This is a genomic window from Tropicimonas sp. S265A (genome assembly GCF_049800835.1).
Lineage (GTDB): Bacteria > Pseudomonadota > Alphaproteobacteria > Rhodobacterales > Rhodobacteraceae > Dinoroseobacter.
The window spans coordinates 1290143-1315254 of record NZ_JBNAFU010000001.1; the positions used below are offsets into that span (position 1 = coordinate 1290143).

Sequence of the window (25112 nt, forward strand, 5' to 3'; positions counted from 1 at the left end):
AATGTCGATTGAAGTCCGAGTCCCCACGCTGGGTGAAAGCGTGACCGAGGCCACGGTGGCCACATGGTTCAAGAAGCCCGGCGATACTGTTGCGGTCGATGAGATGCTCTGCGAGCTGGAAACCGACAAGGTGACGGTTGAGGTTCCCTCCCCCGCTGCCGGAACACTGGCGGAGATCGTCGCCGCCGAAGGCACGACCGTTGGGGTGGACGCCCTTCTGGCCTCCATCGGCGAAGGCGAAGGGGCCGCGCCTGCCCCGGCGGCAGCTGCCCCTGCCGAAGACGCTGCCCCGGCGGCCGCGGACGGCGGAGAGAGCGTTGACGTGATGGTGCCCACGCTTGGCGAGTCGGTCACCGAGGCGACCGTATCCACATGGTTCAAGAAGGTTGGCGATGCCGTAGCGCAGGATGAAATGCTGTGTGAGTTGGAAACCGACAAGGTTTCCGTCGAGGTACCTGCCCCTGCGGCGGGAACGCTGACCGAGATTACCGCGCCGGAAGGCACCACCGTCGATGCATCTGCCAAACTGGCGGTCATCGGGGGAGCCGGCGCCGTCGCGGCCCCTGCGGAACCGGCTCCGGCCCCGGCGGCCGCCCCGGCGGCAGGCGCCAAGGATGTGGAGGATGCGCCCTCGGCCAAGAAGCTGATGGCCGAGAACAACCTGTCGTCGGCAGACGTTCAGGGCTCCGGTCGCGATGGCCGCGTGATGAAAGGCGACGTGCTGGCCGCCATGGCGGCCCCCAAAGCCGCCGCTCCGGCCCCGGCAGCCGCCCCGCGCGCACCGGTTGCCGCCGATGACGTGGCGCGCGAGGAACGGGTCAAGATGACCCGCTTGCGCCAGACCATCGCCAAGCGCCTGAAGGACAGCCAGAACACCGCCGCCATGCTCACCACCTACAACGAGGTGGACATGACCGAGACGATGGCCCTGCGGAAGGAATACAAGGACCTCTTCGAGAAGAAGCACGGCGTCCGCCTTGGCTTCATGTCCTTCTTCACCAAGGCCTGCTGCCACGCGCTGAAGGAAGTGCCCGAGGTCAACGCCGAGATCGACGGCACCGACATCGTCTACAAGAACTTCGTCCATATGGGCATCGCAGCCGGCACACCCACCGGCCTTGTCGTGCCGGTGATCCGCGACGCAGACGCGATGAGCTTTGCCGAGATCGAAAAGGCGATCTCCGAGAAGGGCAAGCGCGCCCGCGACGGCAAGCTTTCGATGGCCGAGATGCAGGGCGGCACCTTCACCATCTCCAACGGGGGTGTCTACGGCTCGCTCATGTCCTCCCCGATCCTGAACCCGCCGCAATCGGGCATCCTAGGCATGCACAAGATCCAGGACCGCCCGATGGTCATCAACGGCGAGATCAAGATCCGCCCGATGATGTATCTGGCGCTGTCCTATGACCACCGGATCGTCGACGGCAAAGGCGCCGTGACCTTCCTCGTGCGCGTCAAGGAAGCGCTGGAAGATCCGCGCCGTCTGCTTATGGACCTCTGAAGGAGTTGGGCCGGGTGCACGCTCGGCCCTGCCGTCCAGACTGATGACACCTGAACTCACAGCTCTCGCCACTTTGGTTGCTTTCCAGATCGTTCTTGGCATCGCCACGACCGCGGTCGTGAGCACGCGAACCGGAACGCAATACCTATATAGCTCGCGTGAAGCCACTGACGTGGACCTGACCACCGGTCTTGTCGGGCGGATGCACCGGGCGCGCATCAATACTTTCGAGGCCCTGATCTATTTCACGCCAACCGTCGCCATCATTGCCTTGGCCGACGCCAGCAGCGCAACCACAGTGGCGGCAGCTTGGACGTTTGTTGCCGCCCGCGCGCTCTACGTTTTTTGCTATGCGTTCGATCTGGTGCCGTGGCGAACATATATCTGGACTGTTGGCATATTGGCCGTGGCCGTAATGCTGGGGAGCGCTGTGCTATGACCCCCGAACTCACCGTCCTCGCCCTCGCGGCCCTGCTGCAAGTCGTGCAGTTCGTGCTCTACTCGATCACGGCGAACCTGCAGGTCGGGCCGAAGCGGGCGATGTCGCCGCGGGATGAGCCGATCCACCTGACCGGGGCTGCAGGCCGCCTGCAACGCGCGCTGAACAACCATTTCGAGGGGCTGATCCTCTTCACCATCGCCGTGGTGCTGGTAACCCTGTCAGACCAGTCGAGCCCGGTCACGCAGCTTTGCGCCCATGCCTATCTGATCGCCCGCATCCTCTATGTCCCGGCTTACGTGCAGGGGCTCGCCCCGTGGCGGTCCGTGATCTGGATGGTCGGCTTCCTCGCCACCGTGATCATGATCCTGGCGACGCTCCTATGACTTCTTCTTTGCAAAAATACTCCGGGGGGCGGTGCGCAGCACCGCGGGGGCAGCGCCCCCTCCCCGCCCCAACGAAAGGAACAACGACCCATGGCAAGCTATGACGTCATCATCATCGGCTCCGGCCCCGGTGGCTATGTCTGCGCAATCCGCTGCGCGCAACTGGGGCTGAAAACGGCCTGCGTCGAGGGGCGCGAAACACTTGGGGGCACCTGCCTGAACGTCGGCTGCATCCCCTCCAAGGCGCTGCTGCATGCCTCCCACCAGGTGCATGAGGCCGAGCACAACTTCGCCAAGATGGGCGTCAAGGTGCCCGCGCCCAAGATCGACTGGAAACAGATGCTCGCCTACAAGGACGACGTGATCGGCCAGAACACCAAGGGCATCGAGTTCCTGTTCAAGAAGAACAAGGTCGACTGGATCAAGGGCTGGGGCTCCATTCCCGAGGCGGGCAAGGTCAAGGTCGGCGACGAGGTGCATGAGGCCAAGCACATCATCATCGCGTCCGGATCCGAGGCGTCCTCCATCCCCGGGGCCGAGGTCACGATTGACGAGAAGGTCGTCGTCACCTCCACCGGCGCGCTGGAACTGGGCAAGATCCCCAAGAAGATGGTCGTTGTCGGCGGCGGTGTGATCGGGCTGGAACTGGGTTCGGTTTACGCGCGCCTCGGCACCGAAGTCAGCGTCATCGAATTCATGGACGGGATCACCCCCGGCCAGGACGTGGAGGTTGCCCGCCAGTTCCAGAAGATCCTCAAGAAACAGGGCCTCGACTTCATCCTCGGCGCCGCCGTGCAGAAGGTCGAGGCGACCAAGACCAAGGCCAAGGTCACCTACAAGCTGCGCAAGGATGACAGCGAACACACTGTGGATGCAGATGTCGTTCTGGTCTCCACCGGGCGCAAACCCTTCACCGACGGGCTGGGGCTCGACGCGCTCGGTGTGAAGATGACCGAGCGCGGCCAGATCGCCACCGATGGCAGCTACCGCACGAATGTCGCCGGGGTCTATGCGATCGGTGACGCGATCGAGGGGCCGATGCTCGCCCACAAGGCCGAGGATGAGGGCATGGCCGTGGCGGAGATGATCGCCGGTCAGCACCCGCATGTGAACTACGACGTGATCCCGGGCGTGATCTACACCCACCCCGAGGTCGCGAGCGTCGGCAAGACCGAAGAACAGCTCAAGGCCGACGGTGTGGCCTACAAGGCGGGCAAGTTCTCGTTCATGGGCAATGGCCGCGCGAAGGCCAACTTCTCCGCCGACGGGTTCGTCAAGATCCTGGCCGACGCGAAGACCGACCGCATCCTCGGCGCACACGTCATCGGCCCGATGGCCGGCGACCTGATCCACGAGGTCTGCGTGGCGATGGAATTCGGCGCGGCCGCCGAAGACCTCGCCCGCACCTGCCACGCCCACCCGACCTATTCGGAGGCCATGCGCGAGGCTGCTCTTGCCTGCGGTGACGGTGCGATCCACGCCTGACGCAAACGTGCCTCGATCCATTCTCGACAAAAGGCCCTGCGCGTTGCGGGGCCTTTTTTGTTGGGGCTACTCCTTGGGTCCGATCGACGATGCCGCAAAACCGAACACTGCCCGACGACAAGGCCTTCGGATCTGTCGCAGCGCGAGGGCTGCGCTTTTCCCAGGTCAGACCTCTGCCGTATCAATTCGCCTGCTTGCCTGCCGTGCTGACAGAAGGAGCCTCAAGCTCGCTGAGCTTCCGGACAAGGCAGGTCTCTACCCTTGGATTCTTGCGAGGCTCCCATCCCAAGGCTGTTGCGGGATCTTGGGCTCGGGTGGGTCGGCTTCGTACGACGGTGTCATGATCTGAACGCCGTTCTCGTTGAACACGTCCACGATGTTTCGATGCAGGTCCGACAGAATGCGCGGCAAACTCGACCCGCGCGTCGTGAAGGCATTGACCTGATAATTGATCGCGTAGTCGGCCAGTTGCGCCCAGAGGACGAAAGGTTCCGGTGACTTCTTGAGATCTCTGGTGCGCCGCGCCGCTTCAATCAGCATGGCTTCGACCTTGTCTTGCGGTTCCTCGTATCCAATGCCGACGGTTGTGTGGACGAGCAGTCCGCGCCCATCGATCTTGCGCGAGTAGTTGACCACCTCTGAGTTCAACAACTGTGCGTTCGGAATGCTCACCATTTCATTCTTCACGGACTTGATGAGCGTTTCCATCATCTTGATTTCCACCACATCGCCGACTTGCTCTCCGACCTTGATACGGTCGCCGATATTGGTGCTGCGGCGATAGATAACGAATAGTCCCGCCATCATGTTGCTGACGACGGCGTTTGACCCAAGCGAGACCATGATACCGGCGAGGATCGTCAGGCCCTGAAATGCCCGACTGTCAGATCCCGGAATAAGTGGATAGATGAACACAATGGCAATGGCGATGATGATTGCCCGGGCGATGTTGAACGTAGGCCTTACCCAATGCGGCTCGAAATCCTTCCATTCAAAGGTTCCCGCCTCCACGTTCTCCATAAACAGGCGCAGGCCTTTTATGGAGTATCGTGTAATGAGCAGGATAATCCCCATTGTTATGAGGTTCGGCAAGAAACCGGCGATACCCCAGGTCACGTCTATCAAGGGCTGCGAAACATAGGTCAGCAAAAGCTGCGCGAACGGCCTCGTTTGCGCAAAAGACAACAAGACGAACGTCACGTAGTAATACAGAACGAACAGGTAAAAGACCCACAAAACGATGTTTGCGGCAAAGCCGAGCAATTTGGCGACTGCTTTACCCTTCACCAGGGCGTTGGTAACTTCTTCCACCCGTGTGAAACGTCGTATCGTCAAGCGTTCCAGAAACCCGATCACGCGCTTTCGGAGCTTCAGGAAGAGGAAGGTCAAAACGAAAAAAGCCACCGTCCACGCCATGGCAACCTGCGCGCTCTGTATCAGCGCCTCGTCGCTTCGACCTGATCTGTATCGCTCGATCGCGCCCTTTATCGCCGTCAGGTGAGTTTCGGCAAGTACCTCGAGGTCAACCTGTTCGAACTCCGCGTCCGCAGGCGTTGCCACGGACAAAAACCGCCCATTGGCCACAATAGCCAAGCCAAACTCGTTTTGCTCAACGTCGAACTCCAGCTCAATGAGTTCAGGCAATTCGGCAAGGTCCACGAGCCGGCGTTCGACATTCGACGCGCGCTCGGATGCCGGAAAAGCAGAAAGCCCCCGAAGCAGAAACAGGGTTTCACCGTCGAAAACGACCGGTGCCGTAAAAACGCCCTCCTGAGCCTGGGGTGCAGACGGCGGTTGCTCCGCAGGTGGTGTGCCTTCTTGCGCGACGGCGATCGGTGAAAGGAACAGTGCTGTGACAAGAGCAAGAAGTTTCAACGATTTCATGTCGATGTCCTGTGTCGTGATGTCTGAATTCGCGTCGCAATTTCAGGATCAATGGTCATGTCGTCCACCTTCGGGCATACCCTAAGATATTAGATGCGCATCGCATTACGGAAATGGGATCGAAATGCCCAATTCATCGAAACGCGCTTTCGCCTGTCCTCTAAGATTGCAGCAAACCACCCAATAATCTTGCGACATACACCAAAGGCGACAAAGGCTGTTCATCGGGCTTGCGCCTGGTTGACCGACGAACACCTGCGGTTCCGGCGTTTTGATGCCAGTCGGGTGCGCTGCGACGAGGTCTTTCTGGACGGAAATTGCCTCGTCCGCGCTGTCTGCGTAAGCCATGCCACAGATGCAACCGACGCGCCGCACAGGGGGAATTGCGCATCTGTCTCCTGTACGGCCTCCATGGAGTCCTCATACAGCAGAACAGCCTCAACTCGACGGTTCAGCGCGCGCTCTTCGCCGGGTGGGTTGAACACGACAGGAGTAGTTGATCCGGCCCCCAACGCGGCCTCGATATGGGCCGCGACTTGAAGGGGTTCGATCAGTTGACCTTCACCACGTCCGGCAATTGCCAACCGCTTTCAATCCACCCATCGGCAGGACCGTAAAGACGGAACAGCAAGAAGAAGTCTTCGCCCGTCGGGATCCAGTTGCTTTCCAGTCCTTCGGGGGCTGTTGGCGCGAAATACACGTTCGCAGACCCGTCTTCATTGACCTGCATATCGGGCAGATTCGGCGTGGCGAGCCCGACACGTTCATTGCCTTCGACAAACCCCTTGGTCTTCATGCTGTAGACGATGACAGACCAGAAATCGTCGGCAGGTGTGTCAGCCGGAACAGTCAACTTGTACGTATCCTCGCCGTTCAGCATCTCCCCAACATTGTCCGTCAGTCCGGTCAGGTAGAATGTGCCTCCGCCGAGCTTCTTGGGAAGGTATGTGATCCACGCATAGGAACCACCCGCGCGGTCATCGATCAGCACCATGTCTTCGGTCACGTAGGGGAAACCGGCTTGCGGTTGTCCGTCTGCAAAGGCCCAGACACCCCATTGCCTGTCTTCCCAAAGCGGAACGACAGAACGCGTGATGAAATGCTCCTGCATGGTATCATAGGCGCATTGCAGGCCCTCCAGCAGAGCGGCTTGCGTCTCTTCGTCAGGGTCGAAGGGGTCCCCTCGCACCATTCCCAGCGACGCCAGCATCGCCATCATGACCTTGTCCTGCTCCAGCACGGGTTCACGCTGAATGACCGTGTTCAGATCCGTAAAGAAGGTCATATCGTAGACAGGCAACGTGTTGATCGGGTTCTCTTTCACGTCGACAAACCGGGTCGCCGGAGGGTTTTCCGCGTCCTTCAGCGCGTAAACCTTCAGCGTTTGTGCGTAGGCGGCCTGATCCGCGCTTGTCCCCCCGTCTTTGGCGATGGGGCGAAACGCGAAGTGGACACCGTAGGTATTGGATTGAAAAACGAAGTAGCCGTCGCTCGGCACCTCGCCTTCGTATCCGGGGGGCAGGATCAGGTACTTTCCACCCTCTCCCGCGTCTTCACCGGTCGTCCCGACATCTGCCAGCGGAACCTGCCAGGCGTTCACAATCGTGCCAAAGAAAGCCGCCTTATCACCGGCCGGAGGCACATCGATGACGACCGGTTCGTCGGCCGTCATGCCACCGCCAAAAACATAAGGCGTCACATCGTTGGCGGTCAGAAAGCCATGCCGGCTGTCCATCGGTTCCGTCATGTAGGCGATTACGCCCGGCTCTGCGCCTGCATCGCGCTGGATCGCGAGCTCTATGTCATACACGCCGACAGCCGGCATGCCCCAGATCGCGGCCTCGCAAGCTCGGCGTTCGATGAGATCCCTTTGTACTTTCGATAACTCCGCTGTTGCCTGGAACGGAGCGACCGCGCAAACCGCTAACAAAGAAGCAGCACAAGCGCGCAGAAAATGTTTGCCCTTGGACATACGTGTAGTCTCCCGTGAGTGTGCAACTTGATTGCACACATCACAAACGAATGCGTATCATTTCACGACAGGTGTGTTTCCGGAGAATGATATGGCGCACCCGCCAATGATCACCGCGAAGGCACTCGGCGCGATGCCGCAGTTCGTTCGCGATGTCGCCGGAGAAAGACGTCTGGCAAAGGCCATGGCGGTTGCGGAGCTTCCGCAACACCTCATCGAAGAGCAAGCGGGATACATTTCCGAACATTCACTCGCAACATTCGTCGAGCAAGCGGCCCGGTCAACTGGCCAGCAGAACATCGGGATGCTTTGGTCGCCATACCTGAGCGTCACGGACTACGGGGCTTGGGGCGCGTACATTCTGTCCGCGCAGAAGCTTGGCAATGCGCTGCGCCGCGCAACTTCGGTCATGCGGTACCATTCGACAACCGACCGTGCGTGGCTCCAAGCCGCTGGCCTCCGGTCACAGTATTGCTACGAATTCGCAATTCCCGGGCACCCTGCCTACGCCGACGTGGCATTTTCCGCGATCGGCGTGATCCTCAGTATTTTCCGGGCCTATCTTGGACAGGCATGGAAGCCGACAGCAGTCCTCCTCGACTTTGAAAAAGTACCAAACTCGAAAGAGGTTGAGGATACTTTTGGCTGCCCCGTGGTCTGGAGCGCACCAAGGTTGGCTGTGGAATTCAAAAGCGCTTTGCTCTTGGCCGAGAGGAAATGCGGGGATGTGGCCGACGGTCTCGTGACAATTGAGGATATTGCGCGGGAACGCCTCGGCGGCCCGCCGGAAACAACAGTCGGGCAGGTCGTCGCGATTGCCCGGCATCAACTCCATCACAAAGTGATCTCGATCGACGCAACCGCCCGCGCCCTTGGGATTGGGTGTCGTACCCTTCAAAGGAAACTTGAGGATGAAGGCGCGCAATTCCGCCGCATCATTACTGATGTCAAGGTAAGCCGGGCGAAGGAGTTGCTTTCGTCACAGTCCATTCCAATCGCTGAAATCGCCTCTGCATTGGGATACGAGACGGCCAACAACTTCAGCCGGGCATTCAAGAACGCAACTGGTGTCTCGCCATCCGAGCATCGCGGATCGCGACACAAGAGGCTCTGAACTGCCGTAACGCCCTGCATTTCACCCACTGCGACAACTCGCGTTTCTGGCATGGGGGCCGGATAACGCGCGGCGCAGGGAACCGACGACCTTGTTTCGCCACGCACGCGGCAGACGCCTTTGTTGTTGGCCTTGCGCCTGCGGGCCTCGGGCCGCGGCTCGCAGACCCGTGATCCCCCAGAACGAGAAATTTCCACCTGAGCGCGAATAAACTCCGCCGCTATCGCGTAACGCCACCACAAGGCCGGACACGGACGTCATGGCCAAGCCAAACACATAGCGAAATGGAGTTGAAAGATGTCTATTGTTACCAAACCAATTGGTGGAGATGGTGGAAAATCCTTTGAGATTCAGGCTGTTCGGACCATCGGATTCCGCTCGGGCAACCGGGTCGATGCGCTTATCCTGAACGGGCAGCGTCACGGTGGCGGCGGCGGCCGCGAAAGCAATGTCCTGGAGCTTCAGGGCGATGAATACATCGAGCACATGGAAATCTGGGCCAACAAGCACAAGAACAAATCCCGCCGCATTCACAAGGTCTTCTTGCGGACAAGCCGTGGCCGGACGCTGTCGGTGGGCAAGGCCTCCGGCACCAAGACAACCCTGTCGGGGGTGCGCATCCTTGGGCTGGGTGGCAAAAGCGGCTCGGAACTCGACAAGCTGCGCGTGCGCTACATCAAGGAGTATACGCCGTCGGACGTGATCGAACAGGGCGCCTTGGCCGTGATCGGTGTGATCCCCCAAGGGCAGACCACGGAAACATTCGTGTCCAGCCGCGTGTCCAAGCTGTCTGCCACCAGCCTCTTTCTTGAGATCGTCTCGACCGTTGAGACCACGTCAGAGACCGGCGGCGCGGTCGGTGAGTTCACCGCCAAGGCCAGCACGACCTTCGGCCTGTCGGTCACAACCTCAACCGAGTTCCGCGAAGAGATCGAGACCGAAACCTTCGAGAGCGAGCGGATTACCTATGCGCCGCCCGCAGGCCATGTCGGGCTGGAGGTCATCCAGATCGACGTCTTCAAGGCAAGTGATGGCACTATCTGGCAGTTCCCTGTGTCGGAACCGTCGATCGTCTCCACGCCGGTGGCCAGCTCCCCGGCGCTGTTTGCCAATGTCTATGACATGACCGGAACGCTCAGCCTGAATTTCCCGGCGCTGGCCCAGGACCGCGTCGAGAAGAACGGCCAGGACTATTACGCGCTCCGGACCGTGAAGGCGGCAGCCTGAGCCTTGGCACCGTGGCTGAGGGGTCAAAGCGCCCCTCAGCCAGTGACAATGGGGCAGCGTTTGCCGAAAAATCCGCGCAGCCCGGGCGCGGTCGGCGGACGCCAGCTCCGAAACCCCGGTTTAGCCATGCCAAGCCTGATCCCGCATTGGCACAGCCCCACCGCTTCCCTTTTTTTGCATCGAACGGGAATTTCCTGTTCAAAGACGGGGCAAGGCACGGGCAAAGGCAGATCGTTCATGCATATCGGGTTAATCGGCGGCATCGGACCTGCCGCCACGGTCGCGTACTATTCAGCGTTGGTCACGGCATTCAGAGACGCCGACACGCCGCTGTCGCTGACAATATCCCATGCGGACATCTCGGTTCTTTCGCAGAATGCAGCACAGGACAGGCGTGACGCGCAGGCAGAGGTTTTCGCGGATCATCTGACACGCCTTGCCGCTGCCGGCTGCGAAATCGGCGTGATCACGGCTCTGACCGGGCATTTTTGCCTTGAGGAAACACGCGCACGCGCGCCGATACCCGTGCTGGACGGCACCGACGTGATCGACCGCCACTGCCAGGAAACCGGCGTAAAGGTGCTCGGCCTTCTCGGCAGCCCGACTGTTCTGAAGTCGCGGCTCTTCGGTCGGTTGACCGGGTGCAGGGTCGTGGTCCCGCAAACAGACCTCGATACCTTGGGCGCGGCCTACATGGAGGTTGCTCGCACCGGAACCTGTCTGCCGCCGCAACGCTAGATGTTCTTTCAGGCCGGGGCTTCGATGGTCGAAAACCAGAACGCCGATGCCATTTTGCTGGCAGGCACGGACCTTGGCCTCGCGTTTGACGGGCATGACCCGGGGTACCGGGTGATTGACGCGCTCGCATTGCATGTTGCGGCGCTGACCGATCTGGCCACATCCGGTCGGGGCTGACCCGCGGCTGTGCGCAGTGTAGGCCGGGCTTGCCCTCAGGCGCGACGCGCGGCACCATCTGCCCAACGGGGAGGGATACCATGCGATTAGAGGGCAAGACCGCCATCGTCACCGGCGGCGGATCGGGGTTCGGCGCGGGCATCGTGCGCAAGTTCGCGACCGAGGGCGCGCAGGTCTGGGTGGCCGATATCAATCTGGACGCTGCCGAAGCCGTCGCCGCCGAATTTGGCGGAACGCCGGTTGCCGTCGATGTGGGTGACGGCACGAGCGTTTCGGACATGGCGGCGCAGACCGGCATTCCCGATATCCTCGTGAACAACGCAGGAATCACCCATCTGCCCAAACCGATGGAGGACGTCACCGAGGAGGAGTTCGACCGCGTCCTGACCGTCAACGCCAAGTCGGTCTACCTGAGCGCGCGCGCCTTTGTCCCGGGTATGAAGGCGCGCGGGTCCGGGGCGATCCTGAACGTCGCCTCCACCGCCGGGCTCAGCCCGCGCCCCCGGCTCAACTGGTACAATGCCTCCAAGGGCTGGATGATCACCGCGACCAAGGCGATGGCGGTCGAACTCGCCCCTGCGGGCGTTCGGGTCAACGCGCTGGCCCCTGTGGCGGGCGACACGCCGCTGCTCGGGTCGTTCCTCGGCGAGGACACGCCCGAGATGCGCGCGAAGTTCCTCTCCACCATCCCGCTCGGGCGCTTCTCCACCCCCGAGGATATGGGCAACGCCGCCTGTTACCTCTGTTCGGACGAGGCCAGCATGATCACCGGCGTGGTGATGGAGGTGGACGGGGGCCGCTGCATATGACCGCCACCCGGCAGCCAGCACGGATTGCCGTGTTCGCAGGCCAGTTCGCCTCCCAACCGCTTGTCTACGCGCATTTGCTGGATGAGGCCCCCGCGCTGGAGCTTGAGCATGTGGAGGTTTGTCAGGGCACCGGCCTGCGCGCGCGGCTTGGGGCGTATTTCACGGCCGACCAAGTCACCGACATACTGGTCGGCCTGGGGGAGGTGGACACCTGCGTGCTGATCCTGCCCGGCGCTGGCACGTTCGAGGGCAGCGCGAAACTCACTGCCCTCGGCATCCACGACGGCACCCTGCTCAGGGCCGCGCCATGACCCCCGGCCCCAACAATCTGATCACGGATGTCGCCGGTCTGAAGGTCGGCAATGCGCAGGACGAACGCCTGAAATCCGGCGTCACGGTCCTGACCGCCGGTGCACCCTTCACCGCCGGCGTGCATGTGATGGGGGGCGCGCCCGGCACGCGGGAAACCGACCTGCTCGCGCCTGACAAGCTCGTGCAACAGGTCGATGCGCTGGTGCTGTCGGGCGGGTCTGCGCTCGGCCTGTCGGCAGCCTCCGGTGTGGCCGATGCGCTGCGCGCCGCCAGGCGCGGGTTCGATGTGGGCGGGCAGCGCGTGCCGATCGTGCCTGCCGCGATCCTCTTTGATCTGCTCAACGGTGGCGGCAAGGACTGGGCGGACAACCCTTATCCCGCGCTTGGGGCTGAGGCGCTCGCGGCAGCGAGCGACGTGTTTGATCTGGGCACCGCGGGCGCAGGCGCAGGCGCGACCACCGCGGATCTGAAAGGCGGGCTCGGCTCCGCCTCCACAATTCTGCCGGACGGGACCACTGTCGGCGCACTGGTCGCGGTCAACGCGGTCGGGTCCGTCTGCGTGCAAGCCAGCCGGTGTTTCTGGGCCGCCCCGTTCGAACAGGACGGCGAGTTTGGCGACCTTGGCCACACCACCCCCGACCCGCACGCGATCCCGCCCCTGAAAACCCATCAGCCGGGGCAGGCGACAACCCTCGCCATCGTCGCCACCGACGCCAAGCTCGACAAAGCCGGATGCACCCGGCTGGCCACGACCGCCCATGACGGGCTCGCCCGCGCGATTGTGCCCGCGCACACGCCCTTTGACGGGGATCTGGTTTTCGGCGTCTCGTCCGGGGACCGCAACCCTGACCCGGTGCTCCTCAGCCATGCCGCCGCGACCTGCCTCAGCCGCGCGGTTGCCCGGGGCGTCTACCACGCGACACCAGCACCCAACGACACGCACCCCTGCTGGAGCGCGCGCGCCTAACCCAGCAGCGCGTTGGTCAGTGGGCTGTCAGGATCCCGCAGACCGTCGATCACATCAAAATGGTGCCGCCCGGGAGCAACCCGGTGCCCAGCCTCCCACGCCTCCGCCAGCCAGCGCGCCTGATCGAGGAAGACCGGGCGCTCCTCCGCCCCGACCCAGATCGTGACGGGAAGATCGGGGCGCGGATGCAGTACGGGGCTTTCGGCGGCACAGACCGCGTCATCCAGATGCAGCGTCTCGCGCATGGCCGTCTGCATCAGCGGGCGCAGGTCCGACACCGGCGAGATCGGTACGACCCTCGCCAGCCGTGCGCACAGATCGGGCGGCAGAACCGACGCCATGCGCGCCACCAGATGCCCGCCTGCCGAATGGCCCGCCAACCGGAGCGGCCCTGCAACCCGCGTTGCCGCCGCCTCCACCGCGCGCGTCACGGACGCCGTGATCTGCGGCAGACCAACTTCCGGACAGAGCGGATAAGACGGCAGCGCAACCGCCCAGCCCCGCAGCAACGGCCCTTTGGCGAAATGCGACCAGAACGACCGATCAAACCGCAGCCAGTAGCCCCCATGTACGAATACCACGAGCCCTTGCGCCGCCCCCTCCGGCAGGAACAGGTCAAACGCCTCGCGCGGGTGATCGCCATAAGCGACGTTCAACTCGGCCCTTGGCCACGCCGCGCGAAAGGCCTCCGCCTCGCGGGTCCAGCGCGCGATATAGTCCTGCGCGCCGGGGATGAAGTCGGCGTTGTTATAGGCGGCGTCCCAGTCCATCGCGTTCGGCTCCTGCTTGTCCCGCCCGGACGGGCGCTATACTCAGGCACTTAAGACAAGACCAAGGGGAGGGTCCAGAATGCTCGATACCGATACCGATTTGCGTGGCCAACTGGCCGACCCGGATCTGTTGGCGACCAAGGCGTATGTCGCGGGCGAATGGGTCGACGCCGACAGCGGCAAGACCTTTGCCGTGCGCAACCCGGCCCGCGGCGACGTGATCGCCCATGTCCCTGATCTGGGGCGTGCGGACGTGGCCCGCGCCATCGCCGCCGCCGAGCCCGCGCAGAAGGAATGGGCCGCGCGCACTGCCAAGGACCGCGCAGGCGTGCTGCGCCGCTGGTTCGAACTGATGATGGAAAACCAGGACGATCTGGCCACGATCCTGACCGCCGAAATGGGCAAGCCGCTGGCCGAAGCCAAGGGCGAGATCGCCTATGGTGCGTCCTTCGTCGAGTGGTTCGCGGAAGAGGCCAAGCGCATCTATGGCGAGACGATCCCCGGCCACATGCCCGACAAGCGCATACAGGTGATCCGCCAGCCCATCGGCGTGGTGGGCGCAATCACCCCGTGGAACTTTCCCAACGCGATGATCACCCGCAAGGCCGCGCCCGCCTTTGCCGCAGGCTGCGCATTCCTGTCAAAACCGGCTGAGGACACCCCGCTCAGCGCGCTGGCACTTGGCGTTCTGGCCGACCGTGCGGGCCTACCCAAAGGGCTATTCTCCGTCCTGCCCGCCTCGGACGGGGCCGAGATCGGCAAGGAGCTGTGCGAAAACCCCATCGTGCGCAAGATCACCTTCACCGGCAGCACCGAGGTCGGGCGCATCCTGCTGCGACAGGCCGCCGATCAGGTCAAGAAATGCTCGATGGAACTGGGCGGCAACGCGCCCTTCATCGTCTTCGACGACGCCGATCTCGATGCGGCGGTCGAGGGCGCGATGGCCTGCAAGTTCCGCAACGCGGGCCAGACCTGCGTCTGCGCGAACCGCATCTACGTCCAGTCCGGCGTCTATGACACCTTCGCCGAGAAGCTCGCGAAAGCCGTCGAGGACCTGCGCGTCGGCGATGGGTTCGAGGAGGGCATCACCATCGGCCCCCTCATCAATGACCAGGCGGTCGCCAAAGTGCAGGACCATCTTGGCGACATCACCGCCAAGGGCGGCCAAATCCTGACCGGTGGTACAGAGCATCCGCTTGGCGGGACGTTCTTCACCCCGACGGTTGCCACAGGCATCACGCAAGACATGAAGGTCGCCACCGAAGAAACCTTCGGACCCGTCGCGCCGCTTTTCAAGTTCGAGACAGAGGAAGAGGCAATCGCCCACGCCAATGACACGATCTTCGGGCTGGCTGGCTATTTCTACGCCCGCGATCTGGGCCGCGTCACGCGCGTCTCCGAGGCGTTGGAATACGGCATCGTCGGCGTGAACACCGGCATCATCTCGACCGAGGTCGCCCCCTTCGGCGGGGTGAAGCAATCGGGCCTTGGGCGCGAGGGCTCCCGCCACGGGATCGAGGAATACCTCGAAATGAAATACATCTGCCTGTCGGTGTGAGCGCGCCTGCCGTTACCAAGCTGGAGGCTGAGGCGGCGCTTGCGCGCGAGTTGGAACTGCTAAACCACGTCCGCCTGTCGCCGGAGGATCGGTTCCTCTGGCTCTGGCAAAGCCCGCAAAGCCTTGTGGCGCCGCGCAAACTGTCAAAACTCCCGGGCTATGAGGCGGTGTGCGCTGATCTGGCCCGCGCGGGTTGGCCCGTGTCGCTGCGCGCAACGGGGGGTGACGTGACCCCGCAAGGCCCCGGCATCATCAATGTCAGCCATGTCTACGCGACCCGGCCCGGACAGGGCTTTGGCATTGAAGAGGGCTACAATGCGCTCTGCACGCCTATCGAGGCGGCGCTGGGGGCCGGGGCCAGCCGGGGCTGGCAACCCGGGGCATTCTGCGATGGTGCGCACAATGTGCAGTGGAATGGGCTGAAGTTCGCAGGCACCGCCATGCGCTTCAAACGCTGCGCGGTGGACAAGGGCCGTCAGGCGATCCTCGCCCATGCGCTCATGCTGATCGCGCCGCCGCCGCCAGAGGCCATTGAGGCGCTCAACCGCTTTCTCAGCACTTTGAGCGAGCCGCGCGTGATAAACCTTGCGGCCCATACCGGCCTGCCACCAAACCTAGACCAAGGCACGTTCCTGACCCGTCTGGTTGCGGCGTTCGAGGACCTTCCCGATCCGACACCGGTACAGGTTCTGGGCTAGGCGCATGAAAAAGGCGCGCCGAAACGACGCGCCTGTCGGGTCCCTCGGGGGCAGGGTCAGGCCGCTTTGGAGCCTTCGACGACCGGGGTGCCGGTCGGCCCGGCAATCTCGATCCGGCGTGGCTTCAGGGCCTCGGGCACCTCGCGCACGAGGTCGATATCGAGCATGCCGTTCACAAGGCTCGCGCCCGTCACACGCACATGGTCGGCCAGATGGAACCGGCGCTCGAACGCGCGGGTGGCGATGCCACGGTGCAGATAGGTCCGCTCCGTCTCATCCTCAGGCTTGGTTGCGGTCACGATCAGCGCGTTCTCACGCACCTCGATATTCAGGTCCTCTTCGCGGAACCCGGCTGCCGCAATAGAGATACGATAAGCATCATCCGCGGTCTTTTCGATGTTGAACGGGGGGTAGCTGGGCTGGTTTCCGGCTTCGGCGCGCAGAACCGTGTCGACAAGGTCTGCGAAGCGGTCAAAACCAACGGTTGCACGGTAGAGCGGTGCAAGATCAAAGTTTCGCATGAGTCATCCTCCAAGAAGCGATAACGATATGGAATGACCTGATTTTCAGCCCCCTATCGGGCGACCGATATCTGGTCAGCCGGACCCGTACTGGCATCCGGCACAGCTTAGGTATGAAGGCGTTTTTGGCTTTTCAAGAGGGGCGGAGCCCGTGAAATCATGGCTCAGGGGCGGACGAATTTCGCTCCGGCACCGCCCGTCATGACGCGGCCTTCGCCGAGCGTCCGGATGCGCGGGGCCCCCAGCGGGCGCGCGCCCGTGTCATCCTCAAGCCGGGGGCGCAACGCCTCCACCGCGCTTTCGACCTTGACCGCCAGCGCCACCTTTTCATCCCGCCACAGCGACTTGGCCGAGATCACCGAGACCACGCGCGGTTGCCCCGCCACCATCGAGATGACCGGGGCGCCGGAGGCCCCGAAATCCACGTCACAGGACAGAACCTGCACCACATCCTCACGGTCCAGAACCCGGCACCGCGATTGCAGCGACGGGCTTTCTTCGCGATCGCGGGCGTAGGACACAAGGGCCACCTCCTGCAGCCAGCGCGGCTGCGGATCGACACGCAACGGAGTGATGTCGGATTGCACGATGGGGCGCGCCAATTCCAGCAGCGCGATGTCCGTCGCAACCCGGCTGATCGTGTCAGGATCGCCGTACGTGTAGTCGGCGTGCACCGCTGACCGGCGCACCGACCGGAACGCTGCCGCGCGCCCGTTGCGCAGACCGGGCTTGAAGGTGATGTCCGAGGTGCGCACCCGTTCCCCGGTGCGCTTGTTGTAGAGGCAATGCGCCGCCGTCAGCACCAGATCGGAGGTGATCAGCGTCCCGGTGCAGAAGCCACGCCCGCCGATATCGATCCGGCCGACCGCCTGCCACCCGCGCACCGCATCCAGCGTATCAAGCTCCTGCAACGGCTGGTCCTGCGCCTCCACCCGGTCGTTGACCGAGGCAACCGACAGCGCAATCGTTGCAACGAAGATAGCCAGAAAAAGGCGCATACCTTGTACTCCATACCCAGTGCGCTTTTCCGTTTATACACGGGAAAAGGCTGCATTAGGGCACAAATCAGGCGGCTTTTATCTTCTGTAGCGCGCGCGGCACAGGTCCGCCCGTGGCCCAGTCGATCAACTCCACCGTGTGGACGATGGGCACGCCGGTGCCGGAGCCGATCTGCATCATGCACCCGATGTTCCCCGCCGCGATCAGATCGGGCTTGGTGGCCTCCAGCGTCTCGACCTTGCGGGCCTTGAGTTCCTTGGAAATATCAGGCTGCATCAGGTTGTAGGTGCCCGCCGACCCGCAACACAGATGCGCGTCCTGCGGCTCCACGACCTTGAACCCGACCTGTCGCAGCAGGTCCTTGGGAAAGGTCTTGATCTGCTGGCCATGCTGCAATGAACAGGCCGCGTGATAGGCCACGGTCAACCCCTGGCTGAATTTCTCGTGTTCCGGAACATCGAGCTCGATCAGCACCTCCGAGATATCCTTGGCAATGGCGGAAACAGCGGCAGCCTCCTCGGCCAGCGCCTCATTGCGGAACATGTGCCCGTAGTCTTTCACGGTGGTCCCGCAGCCCGAGGTGTTGATGACGATGGCATCCAGCCCCTCGCCCTGCATCTCGCCCCACCACGCACGGATGTTCTTGGCCGCCGTGCCGTGGGATTCCTGCGTCTTGCCCATGTGATGGGTCAGCGCCCCGCAACAGCCCTGCCCGTCCGCGATCACCACCTCGCAGCCCAGTCGCCGGAGCACCCGGATCGTCGCATCGTTGATATCAGTGTTCAGCGCGCGCTGCGCACAGCCCGTCATCAGGGCGACGCGCTTCCTGCGCTCCCCGATGGCCGGAAAAACCTGCGGGTCGTCATTGCGGCTGACGGGTGGGATGGTCTTGGGTGCCATCTCCAGCATCGCGCGCAAACGCTTGTCGGGCATGAGGCCCGCAAACGGCTTGGCAATCTTCGCGCCCAGCATCGCCACCCGAAACCGCATCGGATAGGGCAGGATCCGCGCCAGCGTCCAGCGCAGCACCCGCTCGAACAACGGGCGTTTGTAAGTGTTCTCGATATACTCGCGCGCGTGGTCGACCAGATGCATGTAGTGCACCCCCGACGGGCAGGTGGTCATGCAGGCCAGACAGGACAGGCAACGGTCGATATGCTTGACGGTCTTCTCGTCCGCCTGGCGCTCATTCTCCAGCATGTCCTTGATCAGGTAAATCCGGCCCCGCGGGCTGTCGAGCTCATCGCCCAGCACCTGATACGTCGGGCAGGTGGCGGTGCAGAACCCGCAATGGACGCAACTGCGCAGGATCTCATTGGACCGCGCGATGCCCGGATCGGTCAGCTGCTCGGGGGTGAAGGTCGTTTGCATATGTGTCGCTCCGTCGCGTCGCGTCAGGCCATGAGGCCGGGGTTCAGGATGCCCCTGGGGTCGAACCGGGCGCGCAGGCCCGCGCTGATCGCCGCCAGGGGGGCCGGTTCGGGATGAAACACCGCCTGGGCGGCGCGCGTGTCCTCGCTGGCGCGCACGAGGGTCGCGTGCCCGCCGAACGCGCCCAGCCGCGCACGCATGTCGGTGCCCTCGGGCACCAGCGCCCAGATCAGGCCCCCGCCCCAGTCCAGCATCACCTGCCCGCCCGTGCGCGCCGCGGTCCCGGGCCCGTCCGAGGGTTTGACCGAAATCCGCCAGACATCTCCCGGCACCCCGGCGAACGGGGCCACATCGCGGATCTGCATCCATGTCCTCGCGACCTGTGCTGGATCGGTCTCGACACTGATCGGCCCGTAGGAACGCAGCAGATCGGTCAGTTTTCCGGTCCGATAGCTCACCTGCGCCTCCAGCCCCTCGACCCGCACAAGGGTGCGCGCTTCACCGTCCGTCGCCGGCAGATGCGCAGCCCCCGACACCTCGAAGGGCGAGCCCAGCGACGCGGACAGCGCCCGGACCGCCTGCGCGGTGTCCAGCCCGGCAATCGTCAGCGTGGCCGCCGCGTCCGGAGCGGGCAGCACCTTGAAGCTGACCTCGCTGAGCACGCCCAGCGTGCCGTAGCTGCCCGCCATCAACTTGACCAGATCGTAGCCGGTGACGTTCTTCATCACCCGGCCCCCGTTCTTGACGATCTCGCCCTCGCCGGTGACGAACCGCACCCCGATCAGGCTGTCGCGGCAGGCCCCGGCCTGGATGCGCCGCGGGCCGGAGGCATTGGCCGCCACCACGCCGCCAATCGTCGGCGCCCCGTCCGATCCCAGCAGACCCCGATGGTCCATCGGCTCAAACGGCAAGCGCTGGCCCTCTGCGGCCAATGCCTGCTCGACCTCCGCCAGCGGCGTTCCGGCCTTGACCACAATCGTCAACGCACCGGGCTCATACAGGTCGATGCCCGACAGCCCAGCCACCGACAACGCCTCGCCTGTCACCGGTTTGCCAACCGGCCGCGTGCCACCGCCGCGCACCCGCAGCGGCCCCTTGGTCCCGCGAATGACTTCCGCCAAATCGCTCTCACTCCCAGGCTGCAGCATGACGCGCGCCCCCTCTTCTTCTTTGAAAAAATACTCTGGGGTCCGGGGCAACGCCCCGGCTCTCTGGCTGACTTCAGGCGGCGCGCGTGTGGCCTTCGCGGCGCGGCGCAGTCACGTGCAGCGGGAACACCTTGGCAGGGTTCAAGAGCCACGCCGGGTCAAACACGTCCTTGACCCGCAACTGCATTTCCATATCAGCATCGGTGAACTGCTCCGTCATCAGATCCCGCTTTTCGATGCCGACCCCGTGCTCTCCGGTCAGGCAGCCGCCCGCATCGACACAGAGTTTCAGCACTTCCGCACCCATCTCCTCGCACAGTTCCAGATCGCCGGGTTTATTCGCATCAAACAGGATCAGCGGGTGCATGTTCCCGTCACCTGCATGGAACACGTTGGCCACGTCCAGACCGTATCTCTCCGACAACTCGGCAATGCCCCGCAACACGCGCGGCAGTTCCGAGACCGGGATGGTGCCGTCCAGACACATGTAATCGTTGATCTGCCCCATCGCGCCAAAGGCCGACTTGCGGCCCTTCCAGATCGCGGCACTCTCGGCGGCGGAGGCACTCTCGCGCAACTCCACCGGGTTGTGGCGTCTGGCGATCTGCTTGATCAGACCCAGCTGCGCATCGATCTCAGCGTCGCTGCCCTCCACCTCCACGATCAAAAGCGCCTCGCACATCGGGTAGCCCGCTTTGGCGAAGTTCTCACACGCCTCGATGCAGGGGCGGTCCATGAACTCGATCGCCACTGGCAGGACACCCGCCTTGATGATGTCGGACACGCATTCGCCCGCGACCTCGTTGCTGTCGAACCCCATCAGCACGGGCCGCGCGCCCTCGGGCTTGCGCAGGATGCGCAGCGTCGCCTCGGTCACAACACCCAACTGCCCTTCGGAGCCGCAGATCACCCCGAGCAGGTCCAGTCCCCCGGCATCCAGATGCGCACCGCCTATCTCGACGACCTCGCCCTCCATCGTCACCATGGTGACGCCCAGCAGGTTGTTGGTGGTCACCCCGTATTTCAGGCAATGCGCCCCACCCGAGTTCATCGCGATGTTCCCGGCAATGGCGCAGGCCAGCTGGCTCGACGGGTCCGGCGCGTAAAAGAAATCCTCCGCCTCGACCGCGCCGGTAACACTCAGGTTCGTCCGCCCGGTCTGCACCCGGATGAAGCGGTTGTCATAATCGGTCTCCAGCACCTGGTTGAGCTTTGCGACGCCGAGGATCACGCTATCGGCGGTCGGCAATGCCCCACCGGCCAGAGACGTGCCCGACCCGCGCGGTACCACCGGCACGCCCTCGGCATGGCAGATCTTCAGTACGGCGGCCACTTCCTCGGTCGAGGCCGGCAGTACCGCCGCCAACGGCGGACACTTATAGGCTGTCAGCGCATCGCACTCGTAAGCGCGGGTTTCCTCAGGCTCGTGAATCACCGCGTCCTCAGGCAGAACCTCCTGCAACAGCGCGACAAGTCGGCTTTTCTTGGCCAGAATACCCGCGTCCGGTGTCGGCATTTCCATGGCACATCCTCCCAAAGTCGCGCATGATGCAACAATTGGTCAGAATTTATAACCAATTTTGATAATATGGCAAGCCCTTTCGCGCCACGTCCCAAAAAACAGGGGCCGCTGCCCCTCGGCAACGTCCCCTGCACGCATCTCTCAAGGGGTGTCAGGGCGCAATCACCGCCTCCGCCAGAGCCGACAACATCCCGGTCATCCCCGCCTGCGCCTCGGGCGGCATGTTCAAACCATGGCGCGCCATCACAGCCTCGCCCAGCCACTCCCCCGGATTGTAGGCGACAAAGACCGCGCCCTCGGCATCCTCATAGACCAGCACGCGGAGCGGCAGATCGATCGCCAGCGTCGGAACTTTCCGGAACATGGGCGTCCCTGCCTTGGGCATCCCGAAAAACACCACCGTCGCGGCGGGCATCTCAAGGTCCACATCCGCGGCAGCGGCCTGATGGTCGATCTTGGCCAGCAGTGTCAGGTTGCGCGCGGCAATCTCCGCCTCGACCCGCGCGAGCGTGTCCGCCGCCGAATGCGGGCTCGGCACGCTCACCGGGGGCATGTCGCTGGCCAGCGCGGGCCCCGCCAGCCACGTGACACAAACAAAAATCAGGGCTCGAAATGTCATCACCAATGTCTCCTCTGTCAGGTCCCTGTACTATGCCCCAGTCCGCGCGCGCTGGCTGCACACCTTCTCGTGCGTCGGCGTGAGCACGCCCAATGAAAAAGGGGCCCACGATGCCGCGAGCCCCCGTTACTTGAAAAGTGCTTTGGTTTAATTCGCAGCCCCGGGCGACCCGATGGAGAAGAACATCGTCTCGCCCGAATGATCATCGACCCCGTCATTGTCGGTGGAGACGAAAATCTCTCCCTGTTCGGTGATCGCCAGACCCTCGACCTTGTCCAGAACGTACCCGCCGGTGGAGGTCAGATCCGGGATCAGATCGCGCACGAGGTCCTTGCTGACCACCGGCGCCTCCTCACCCAGCGCGACCGGCATCATCTCGGCAGCGGGGATGCGGTAGACCTTCTTGGTCTCGGCTTCCAGCCCGTGCTGGTTGTCGCGCTCGACCACGTAGACCCAGTCGCCATGCGCGGTGATCTCAGACAGGCCGACCCAGCCCTTCTCGGGCGCGGCCTTCTGATAGCGGACGTAGCCCCACTCTTCCGTCTCGATGTTGTAGGAAACCAGCTTCACGTGGTTTTCCGGATCGTCCTTCCACTCGCGCTGGACAGGCATCCACAACGTATCACCGACGCGCGTAATCCCTTCGAAACCAAAGCGCCGCTCGACCGCCATCAACTCCGGCGGCAACCCGATTTCCGCCTCGATCGATCCGTCGGCGGCGATGTGATAGAGCGCGTGCGGCACAACCCGGTCCGTCCGCCCCTCCGAGGCGACCCAGAACCCGCCTTCGCCATCCAGCGTGATCCCTTCCATATCGATCTTCTGCGCCGGGCGTCCCGCACGGGTGACTGGCGTGGCATCGACAATGCGGGCCGGGGTGGTTGACGCATCGATGGTGAAGATCGTCGGCTGGTAGCCATAGAAGCTGTCATTGACCGCGTAGATGGTGGAGCCCGTGCCCGCGACCATGCCCGAGATCGCCCCCCAACCCGTCAGCTCTGCCATCCCTTCGGAGGTCAGATGCGGATAGGATGCGGGAGCCTCGGAATACTGGTAAAGCATCACATGCGCGCGTGCGGCACCATCCTCCAGGCCGTCGTACTCGTTGGCCGTGGCCAGAAGCCCGCGTGACGGGATCGCAACCGCACCTTCGGGCGAGATACCCGACGGCAAAAGCTGGGCCAACACGGGGTTGGCCGGCTCGGTCACGTCATAGACGCCAACGACCGAGGCCCGCTCGGCCATCACGAACACATACGGTGTACCGTTGAAGGTGCCGAACTCCATGCCTTCGGGCTCCACGCCCTTCGCGTCGGAGCGTTTGTCCGGATAGTGCCCGATCTGCACGATGGCATGCTCGAACGCCGGGCCGGTCTCGTGGATCAGTGTACCGTCCTTGGCAAAGATCGTCATGCCGCGCGACCCGCCATCCATGTCGCCCTCGTTGGCGATGGCAAAATGCGTGTCGTCGATCCACTGGATTCCATCCGGCTCACGCACCCGGCCCGGCTGGCTTTCGGTAAAGATCATCGCCGCGCGCTCGTCGGTGGCGTCAATCCCCTCCAGGTCCACCGCACCGGCCGAGAAATGCGACACGATCGATCCGTCGCGCGCCACAACCGCGATATGGTTGTTCTCCTGCAAGGTGACGACCGTCTCGCCAAGGCTGTTGATATCGACGAACTCGGGCTCCGGATCCTCGCCCGCGACCTCGGCCAGCCCGGTCAGGCTCGCACGGATCAGGCTGTCGCAGTTCAGCGACCCGTCCACGACATCGATCATCACCAGATCGCCCGCGGGCATCTGCGGGACCCGGCCCTCGCCCAGATCCTCGTCGCGCTCGTTCTCGATAGCGATTGCAATGAACGACCCGTCCGGCGCCTTGGCGGTGCTGTCGGGCTGACCGCCCAGATCGCAGCGCGCAAGTTCCGTCATCGTGGTCACGTCGATCGCTTTCACCATGCCCGACGGCGCCGTGTAGCTTTCAGAGGTGTTGATGCCCACAAACGCGGTCGTCCCGATGATCGACACCGCGGTCGGCTCCCCATCCATCGCCATCGTGCCCAGCGGTTGCGGGTTGGCCGGGTCCGTGATGTCAATCGCGCCGATCACACCTGCTGGGCTATCGGTATAGACCAGCGTCATGCCATCATCGGTCGCGTCGATGATCTCGGCGGACGTTTCCTCGGGCACCTCGCCCGAGAAGTTCGTCGTCACCGGAAACGACGCGATGCGGTTGAAATTCATCTCGGCCAGTGCAGGCACGGCAAGGGCAGCAAGCGCAACGCTGCCCCACAAGAGCGATTTTGTCATGGAGACCCCCTGAGTATTCTCGTCCGGAGGTCTGCCCAAGCGCCGTAACAGGAACGTATCACCGAGATGTCAGTTTTGTGAAACACCGCGCCGGCGCAACTTGCGCTATCCTCGCGGCGACAAAGGAGCCTCGACATGATCCACACACCCTTGCGCGCGCTGCTGGCGTGCGGTCTCGCCCTCCCCGCCCTTGCCGATCCGGCAGAGATCGTCGCGACCGACCTGACCCGCACCGGCGAAACGTGGCGCGCGGAGGTGACGATCCGCCACGCGGACACCGGATGGGATGACTACGCCGATGGCTGGCGCGTTGAGGACGCGAGCGGAAGTATCCTCGGCACCCGCACGCTCTTGCACCCGCATGTGGAGGAACAGCCCTTCACGCGCGCGCTCGGCAACATCGCGATTCCGGACGGGCTGACGCAGGTGCAGATCCGGGCCAGTACCAACACCACCGGCTGGGCGGACACCACGGTCACGGTCCCGCTCCCCTGATTTCTTTTGTGCTCAAGTACCTCGGGGGCGGTGGCCCGCAGGGGCCACCGGGGGCAGAGCCCCCAGTCCGACCCGCTCACAAAGGGC

At 63.4% G+C, this 25112-nt stretch carries 25 protein-coding genes; 14 read left to right on the forward strand and 11 right to left on the reverse strand.

Going from position 1 to position 25112, the window contains the following annotated elements; all coding sequences use genetic code 11:
* The first annotated feature begins 1 nt into the window (after position 1).
* The 4 genes from odhB to lpdA all read left to right on the forward strand — a co-directional run bounded on the left by odhB (position 2) and on the right by lpdA (position 3811).
* Positions 2–1501 carry a 2-oxoglutarate dehydrogenase complex dihydrolipoyllysine-residue succinyltransferase gene (gene odhB, locus ACP15N_RS06430; RefSeq protein ID WP_425091394.1) on the forward strand — a complete coding sequence of 500 codons (1500 nt, stop codon included), beginning with the start codon at positions 2–4 and terminating at the stop codon, positions 1499–1501.
* Positions 1502–1544: 43 nt separating this feature from the next.
* Complete coding sequence (locus tag ACP15N_RS06435) at positions 1545–1940, forward strand: MAPEG family protein (protein ID WP_425091395.1); 396 nt, start codon at positions 1545–1547, stop codon at positions 1938–1940.
* Positions 1937–2326 carry an MAPEG family protein gene (locus ACP15N_RS06440; RefSeq protein WP_425091396.1) on the forward strand — a complete coding sequence of 130 codons (390 nt, stop codon included), beginning with the start codon at positions 1937–1939 and terminating at the stop codon, positions 2324–2326. The genes ACP15N_RS06435 and ACP15N_RS06440 overlap by 4 nt, the downstream gene beginning before the upstream one ends.
* Positions 2327–2416: 90 nt before the next feature.
* Positions 2417–3811, forward strand: a complete 1395-nt coding sequence (lpdA, locus tag ACP15N_RS06445) for a dihydrolipoyl dehydrogenase (protein WP_425091397.1) — start codon at positions 2417–2419, stop codon at positions 3809–3811.
* Positions 3812–4066: 255 nt separating this feature from the next.
* Here the strand turns inward: lpdA and ACP15N_RS06450 are convergent, their stop codons facing one another.
* From ACP15N_RS06450 to ACP15N_RS06460, 3 genes are all read right to left on the reverse strand, one after another.
* A complete protein-coding gene (locus tag ACP15N_RS06450) occupies positions 4067–5470 on the reverse strand; it encodes a mechanosensitive ion channel family protein (protein ID WP_425091398.1) in 1404 nt (467 codons plus the stop codon).
* 330 nt (positions 5471–5800) lie between these two features.
* Positions 5801–6043: a hypothetical protein gene (locus tag ACP15N_RS06455; protein ID WP_425091399.1), complete on the reverse strand. Its 243-nt coding sequence runs from the start codon at positions 6041–6043 to the stop codon at positions 5801–5803.
* Positions 6044–6245: 202 nt separating this feature from the next.
* The gene (locus ACP15N_RS06460) at positions 6246–7520 is read right to left on the reverse strand and encodes a DUF1214 domain-containing protein (RefSeq protein WP_425091400.1); all 1275 of its coding nucleotides are present in this window, start codon (positions 7518–7520) and stop codon (positions 6246–6248) included.
* Positions 7521–7758: 238 nt separating this feature from the next.
* Between ACP15N_RS06460 and ACP15N_RS06465 the strand changes: the two genes are divergently transcribed.
* The 7 genes from ACP15N_RS06465 to ACP15N_RS06495 all read left to right on the forward strand — a co-directional run bounded on the left by ACP15N_RS06465 (position 7759) and on the right by ACP15N_RS06495 (position 13011).
* Positions 7759–8781 (forward strand): AraC family transcriptional regulator ligand-binding domain-containing protein, encoded by a 1023-nt coding sequence (locus ACP15N_RS06465; protein ID WP_425091401.1) that lies wholly within the window; start codon positions 7759–7761, stop codon positions 8779–8781.
* Positions 8782–9078: 297 nt separating this feature from the next.
* Positions 9079–10008: a jacalin-like lectin gene (locus ACP15N_RS06470; protein ID WP_425091402.1), complete on the forward strand. Its 930-nt coding sequence runs from the start codon at positions 9079–9081 to the stop codon at positions 10006–10008.
* 237 nt (positions 10009–10245) lie between these two features.
* Entirely contained in the window at positions 10246–10746 is a 501-nt protein-coding gene (locus tag ACP15N_RS06475) for an aspartate/glutamate racemase family protein (RefSeq protein ID WP_425091403.1), read from the forward strand.
* Positions 10747–10923: a hypothetical protein gene (locus ACP15N_RS06480; protein WP_425091404.1), complete on the forward strand. Its 177-nt coding sequence runs from the start codon at positions 10747–10749 to the stop codon at positions 10921–10923.
* 80 nt (positions 10924–11003) lie between these two features.
* Positions 11004–11732, forward strand: a complete 729-nt coding sequence (locus tag ACP15N_RS06485) for a glucose 1-dehydrogenase (protein ID WP_425091405.1) — start codon at positions 11004–11006, stop codon at positions 11730–11732.
* A complete protein-coding gene (locus tag ACP15N_RS06490; RefSeq protein WP_425091406.1) occupies positions 11729–12043 on the forward strand; it encodes a hypothetical protein in 315 nt (104 codons plus the stop codon). Before ACP15N_RS06485 ends, ACP15N_RS06490 begins: the two co-directional genes overlap by 4 nt.
* Complete coding sequence (locus ACP15N_RS06495; RefSeq protein ID WP_425091407.1) at positions 12040–13011, forward strand: P1 family peptidase; 972 nt, start codon at positions 12040–12042, stop codon at positions 13009–13011. The genes ACP15N_RS06490 and ACP15N_RS06495 overlap by 4 nt, the downstream gene beginning before the upstream one ends.
* Here the strand turns inward: ACP15N_RS06495 and ACP15N_RS06500 are convergent.
* Positions 13008–13781 carry an alpha/beta hydrolase gene (locus ACP15N_RS06500; RefSeq protein WP_425091408.1) on the reverse strand — a complete coding sequence of 258 codons (774 nt, stop codon included), beginning with the start codon at positions 13779–13781 and terminating at the stop codon, positions 13008–13010. The genes ACP15N_RS06495 and ACP15N_RS06500 overlap by 4 nt on opposite strands.
* A gap of 79 nt (positions 13782–13860) precedes the next feature.
* Here ACP15N_RS06500 and ACP15N_RS06505 point away from each other — a divergent pair, with 79 nt between their 5' ends.
* Together ACP15N_RS06505 and ACP15N_RS06510 are read left to right on the forward strand one after the other, a co-directional pair.
* On the forward strand, positions 13861–15339 hold the full coding sequence (locus ACP15N_RS06505; protein ID WP_425091409.1) for an NAD-dependent succinate-semialdehyde dehydrogenase: 1479 nt from the start codon (positions 13861–13863) through the stop codon (positions 15337–15339).
* Positions 15336–16037, forward strand: a complete 702-nt coding sequence (locus ACP15N_RS06510) for a lipoyl protein ligase domain-containing protein (RefSeq protein WP_425091410.1) — start codon at positions 15336–15338, stop codon at positions 16035–16037. Before ACP15N_RS06505 ends, ACP15N_RS06510 begins: the two co-directional genes overlap by 4 nt.
* A gap of 56 nt (positions 16038–16093) precedes the next feature.
* Here the strand turns inward: ACP15N_RS06510 and ACP15N_RS06515 are convergent, their stop codons facing one another.
* The 7 genes from ACP15N_RS06515 to ACP15N_RS06545 form a co-directional block, all read right to left on the reverse strand.
* On the reverse strand, positions 16094–16558 hold the full coding sequence (locus ACP15N_RS06515; protein WP_425091411.1) for an Hsp20 family protein: 465 nt from the start codon (positions 16556–16558) through the stop codon (positions 16094–16096).
* A 164-nt stretch (positions 16559–16722) separates the two neighbouring features.
* Complete coding sequence (locus ACP15N_RS06520) at positions 16723–17556, reverse strand: trypsin-like serine peptidase (RefSeq protein ID WP_425091412.1); 834 nt, start codon at positions 17554–17556, stop codon at positions 16723–16725.
* A 67-nt stretch (positions 17557–17623) separates the two neighbouring features.
* Positions 17624–18928, reverse strand: a complete 1305-nt coding sequence (glcF, locus tag ACP15N_RS06525) for a glycolate oxidase subunit GlcF (protein WP_425091413.1) — start codon at positions 18926–18928, stop codon at positions 17624–17626.
* 23 nt (positions 18929–18951) lie between these two features.
* Entirely contained in the window at positions 18952–20073 is a 1122-nt protein-coding gene (locus ACP15N_RS06530; RefSeq protein WP_425091608.1) for an FAD-binding protein, read from the reverse strand.
* A gap of 76 nt (positions 20074–20149) precedes the next feature.
* Positions 20150–21598, reverse strand: coding sequence for an FAD-linked oxidase C-terminal domain-containing protein (locus ACP15N_RS06535; RefSeq protein WP_425091414.1), 1449 nt, complete (start codon positions 21596–21598; stop codon positions 20150–20152).
* 151 nt (positions 21599–21749) lie between these two features.
* Complete coding sequence (locus ACP15N_RS06540) at positions 21750–22217, reverse strand: DUF302 domain-containing protein (protein WP_425091415.1); 468 nt, start codon at positions 22215–22217, stop codon at positions 21750–21752.
* A gap of 147 nt (positions 22218–22364) precedes the next feature.
* Positions 22365–24530 carry an esterase-like activity of phytase family protein gene (locus ACP15N_RS06545; RefSeq protein ID WP_425091416.1) on the reverse strand — a complete coding sequence of 722 codons (2166 nt, stop codon included), beginning with the start codon at positions 24528–24530 and terminating at the stop codon, positions 22365–22367.
* 135 nt (positions 24531–24665) lie between these two features.
* Between ACP15N_RS06545 and ACP15N_RS06550 the strand changes: the two genes are divergently transcribed.
* Positions 24666–25025 carry a hypothetical protein gene (locus ACP15N_RS06550; protein ID WP_425091417.1) on the forward strand — a complete coding sequence of 120 codons (360 nt, stop codon included), beginning with the start codon at positions 24666–24668 and terminating at the stop codon, positions 25023–25025.
* The last annotated feature ends 87 nt before the right edge of the window (positions 25026–25112 follow it).

Coding starts and splice junctions, on each gene's coding strand:
- odhB (WP_425091394.1), top strand. CDS start 2: ATGTCGATTGAAGTCCGAGTCCCCACGCTGGGTGAAAGCGTGACCGAG.
- ACP15N_RS06435 (WP_425091395.1), top strand. CDS start 1,545: ATGACACCTGAACTCACAGCTCTCGCCACTTTGGTTGCTTTCCAGATC.
- ACP15N_RS06440 (WP_425091396.1), top strand. CDS start 1,937: ATGACCCCCGAACTCACCGTCCTCGCCCTCGCGGCCCTGCTGCAAGTC.
- lpdA (WP_425091397.1), top strand. CDS start 2,417: ATGGCAAGCTATGACGTCATCATCATCGGCTCCGGCCCCGGTGGCTAT.
- ACP15N_RS06455 (WP_425091399.1), bottom strand. CDS start 6,043: ATGGCTTACGCAGACAGCGCGGACGAGGCAATTTCCGTCCAGAAAGAC.
- ACP15N_RS06460 (WP_425091400.1), bottom strand. CDS start 7,520: ATGCCGGCTGTCGGCGTGTATGACATAGAGCTCGCGATCCAGCGCGAT.
- ACP15N_RS06465 (WP_425091401.1), top strand. CDS start 7,759: ATGGCGCACCCGCCAATGATCACCGCGAAGGCACTCGGCGCGATGCCG.
- ACP15N_RS06470 (WP_425091402.1), top strand. CDS start 9,079: ATGTCTATTGTTACCAAACCAATTGGTGGAGATGGTGGAAAATCCTTT.
- ACP15N_RS06475 (WP_425091403.1), top strand. CDS start 10,246: ATGCATATCGGGTTAATCGGCGGCATCGGACCTGCCGCCACGGTCGCG.
- ACP15N_RS06480 (WP_425091404.1), top strand. CDS start 10,747: ATGTTCTTTCAGGCCGGGGCTTCGATGGTCGAAAACCAGAACGCCGAT.
- ACP15N_RS06485 (WP_425091405.1), top strand. CDS start 11,004: ATGCGATTAGAGGGCAAGACCGCCATCGTCACCGGCGGCGGATCGGGG.
- ACP15N_RS06490 (WP_425091406.1), top strand. CDS start 11,729: ATGACCGCCACCCGGCAGCCAGCACGGATTGCCGTGTTCGCAGGCCAG.
- ACP15N_RS06495 (WP_425091407.1), top strand. CDS start 12,040: ATGACCCCCGGCCCCAACAATCTGATCACGGATGTCGCCGGTCTGAAG.
- ACP15N_RS06500 (WP_425091408.1), bottom strand. CDS start 13,781: ATGGACTGGGACGCCGCCTATAACAACGCCGACTTCATCCCCGGCGCG.
- ACP15N_RS06505 (WP_425091409.1), top strand. CDS start 13,861: ATGCTCGATACCGATACCGATTTGCGTGGCCAACTGGCCGACCCGGAT.
- ACP15N_RS06515 (WP_425091411.1), bottom strand. CDS start 16,558: ATGCGAAACTTTGATCTTGCACCGCTCTACCGTGCAACCGTTGGTTTT.
- ACP15N_RS06520 (WP_425091412.1), bottom strand. CDS start 17,556: ATGCGCCTTTTTCTGGCTATCTTCGTTGCAACGATTGCGCTGTCGGTT.
- glcF (WP_425091413.1), bottom strand. CDS start 18,928: ATGCAAACGACCTTCACCCCCGAGCAGCTGACCGATCCGGGCATCGCG.
- ACP15N_RS06535 (WP_425091414.1), bottom strand. CDS start 21,598: ATGGAAATGCCGACACCGGACGCGGGTATTCTGGCCAAGAAAAGCCGA.
- ACP15N_RS06540 (WP_425091415.1), bottom strand. CDS start 22,217: ATGACATTTCGAGCCCTGATTTTTGTTTGTGTCACGTGGCTGGCGGGG.
- ACP15N_RS06545 (WP_425091416.1), bottom strand. CDS start 24,530: ATGACAAAATCGCTCTTGTGGGGCAGCGTTGCGCTTGCTGCCCTTGCC.
- ACP15N_RS06550 (WP_425091417.1), top strand. CDS start 24,666: ATGATCCACACACCCTTGCGCGCGCTGCTGGCGTGCGGTCTCGCCCTC.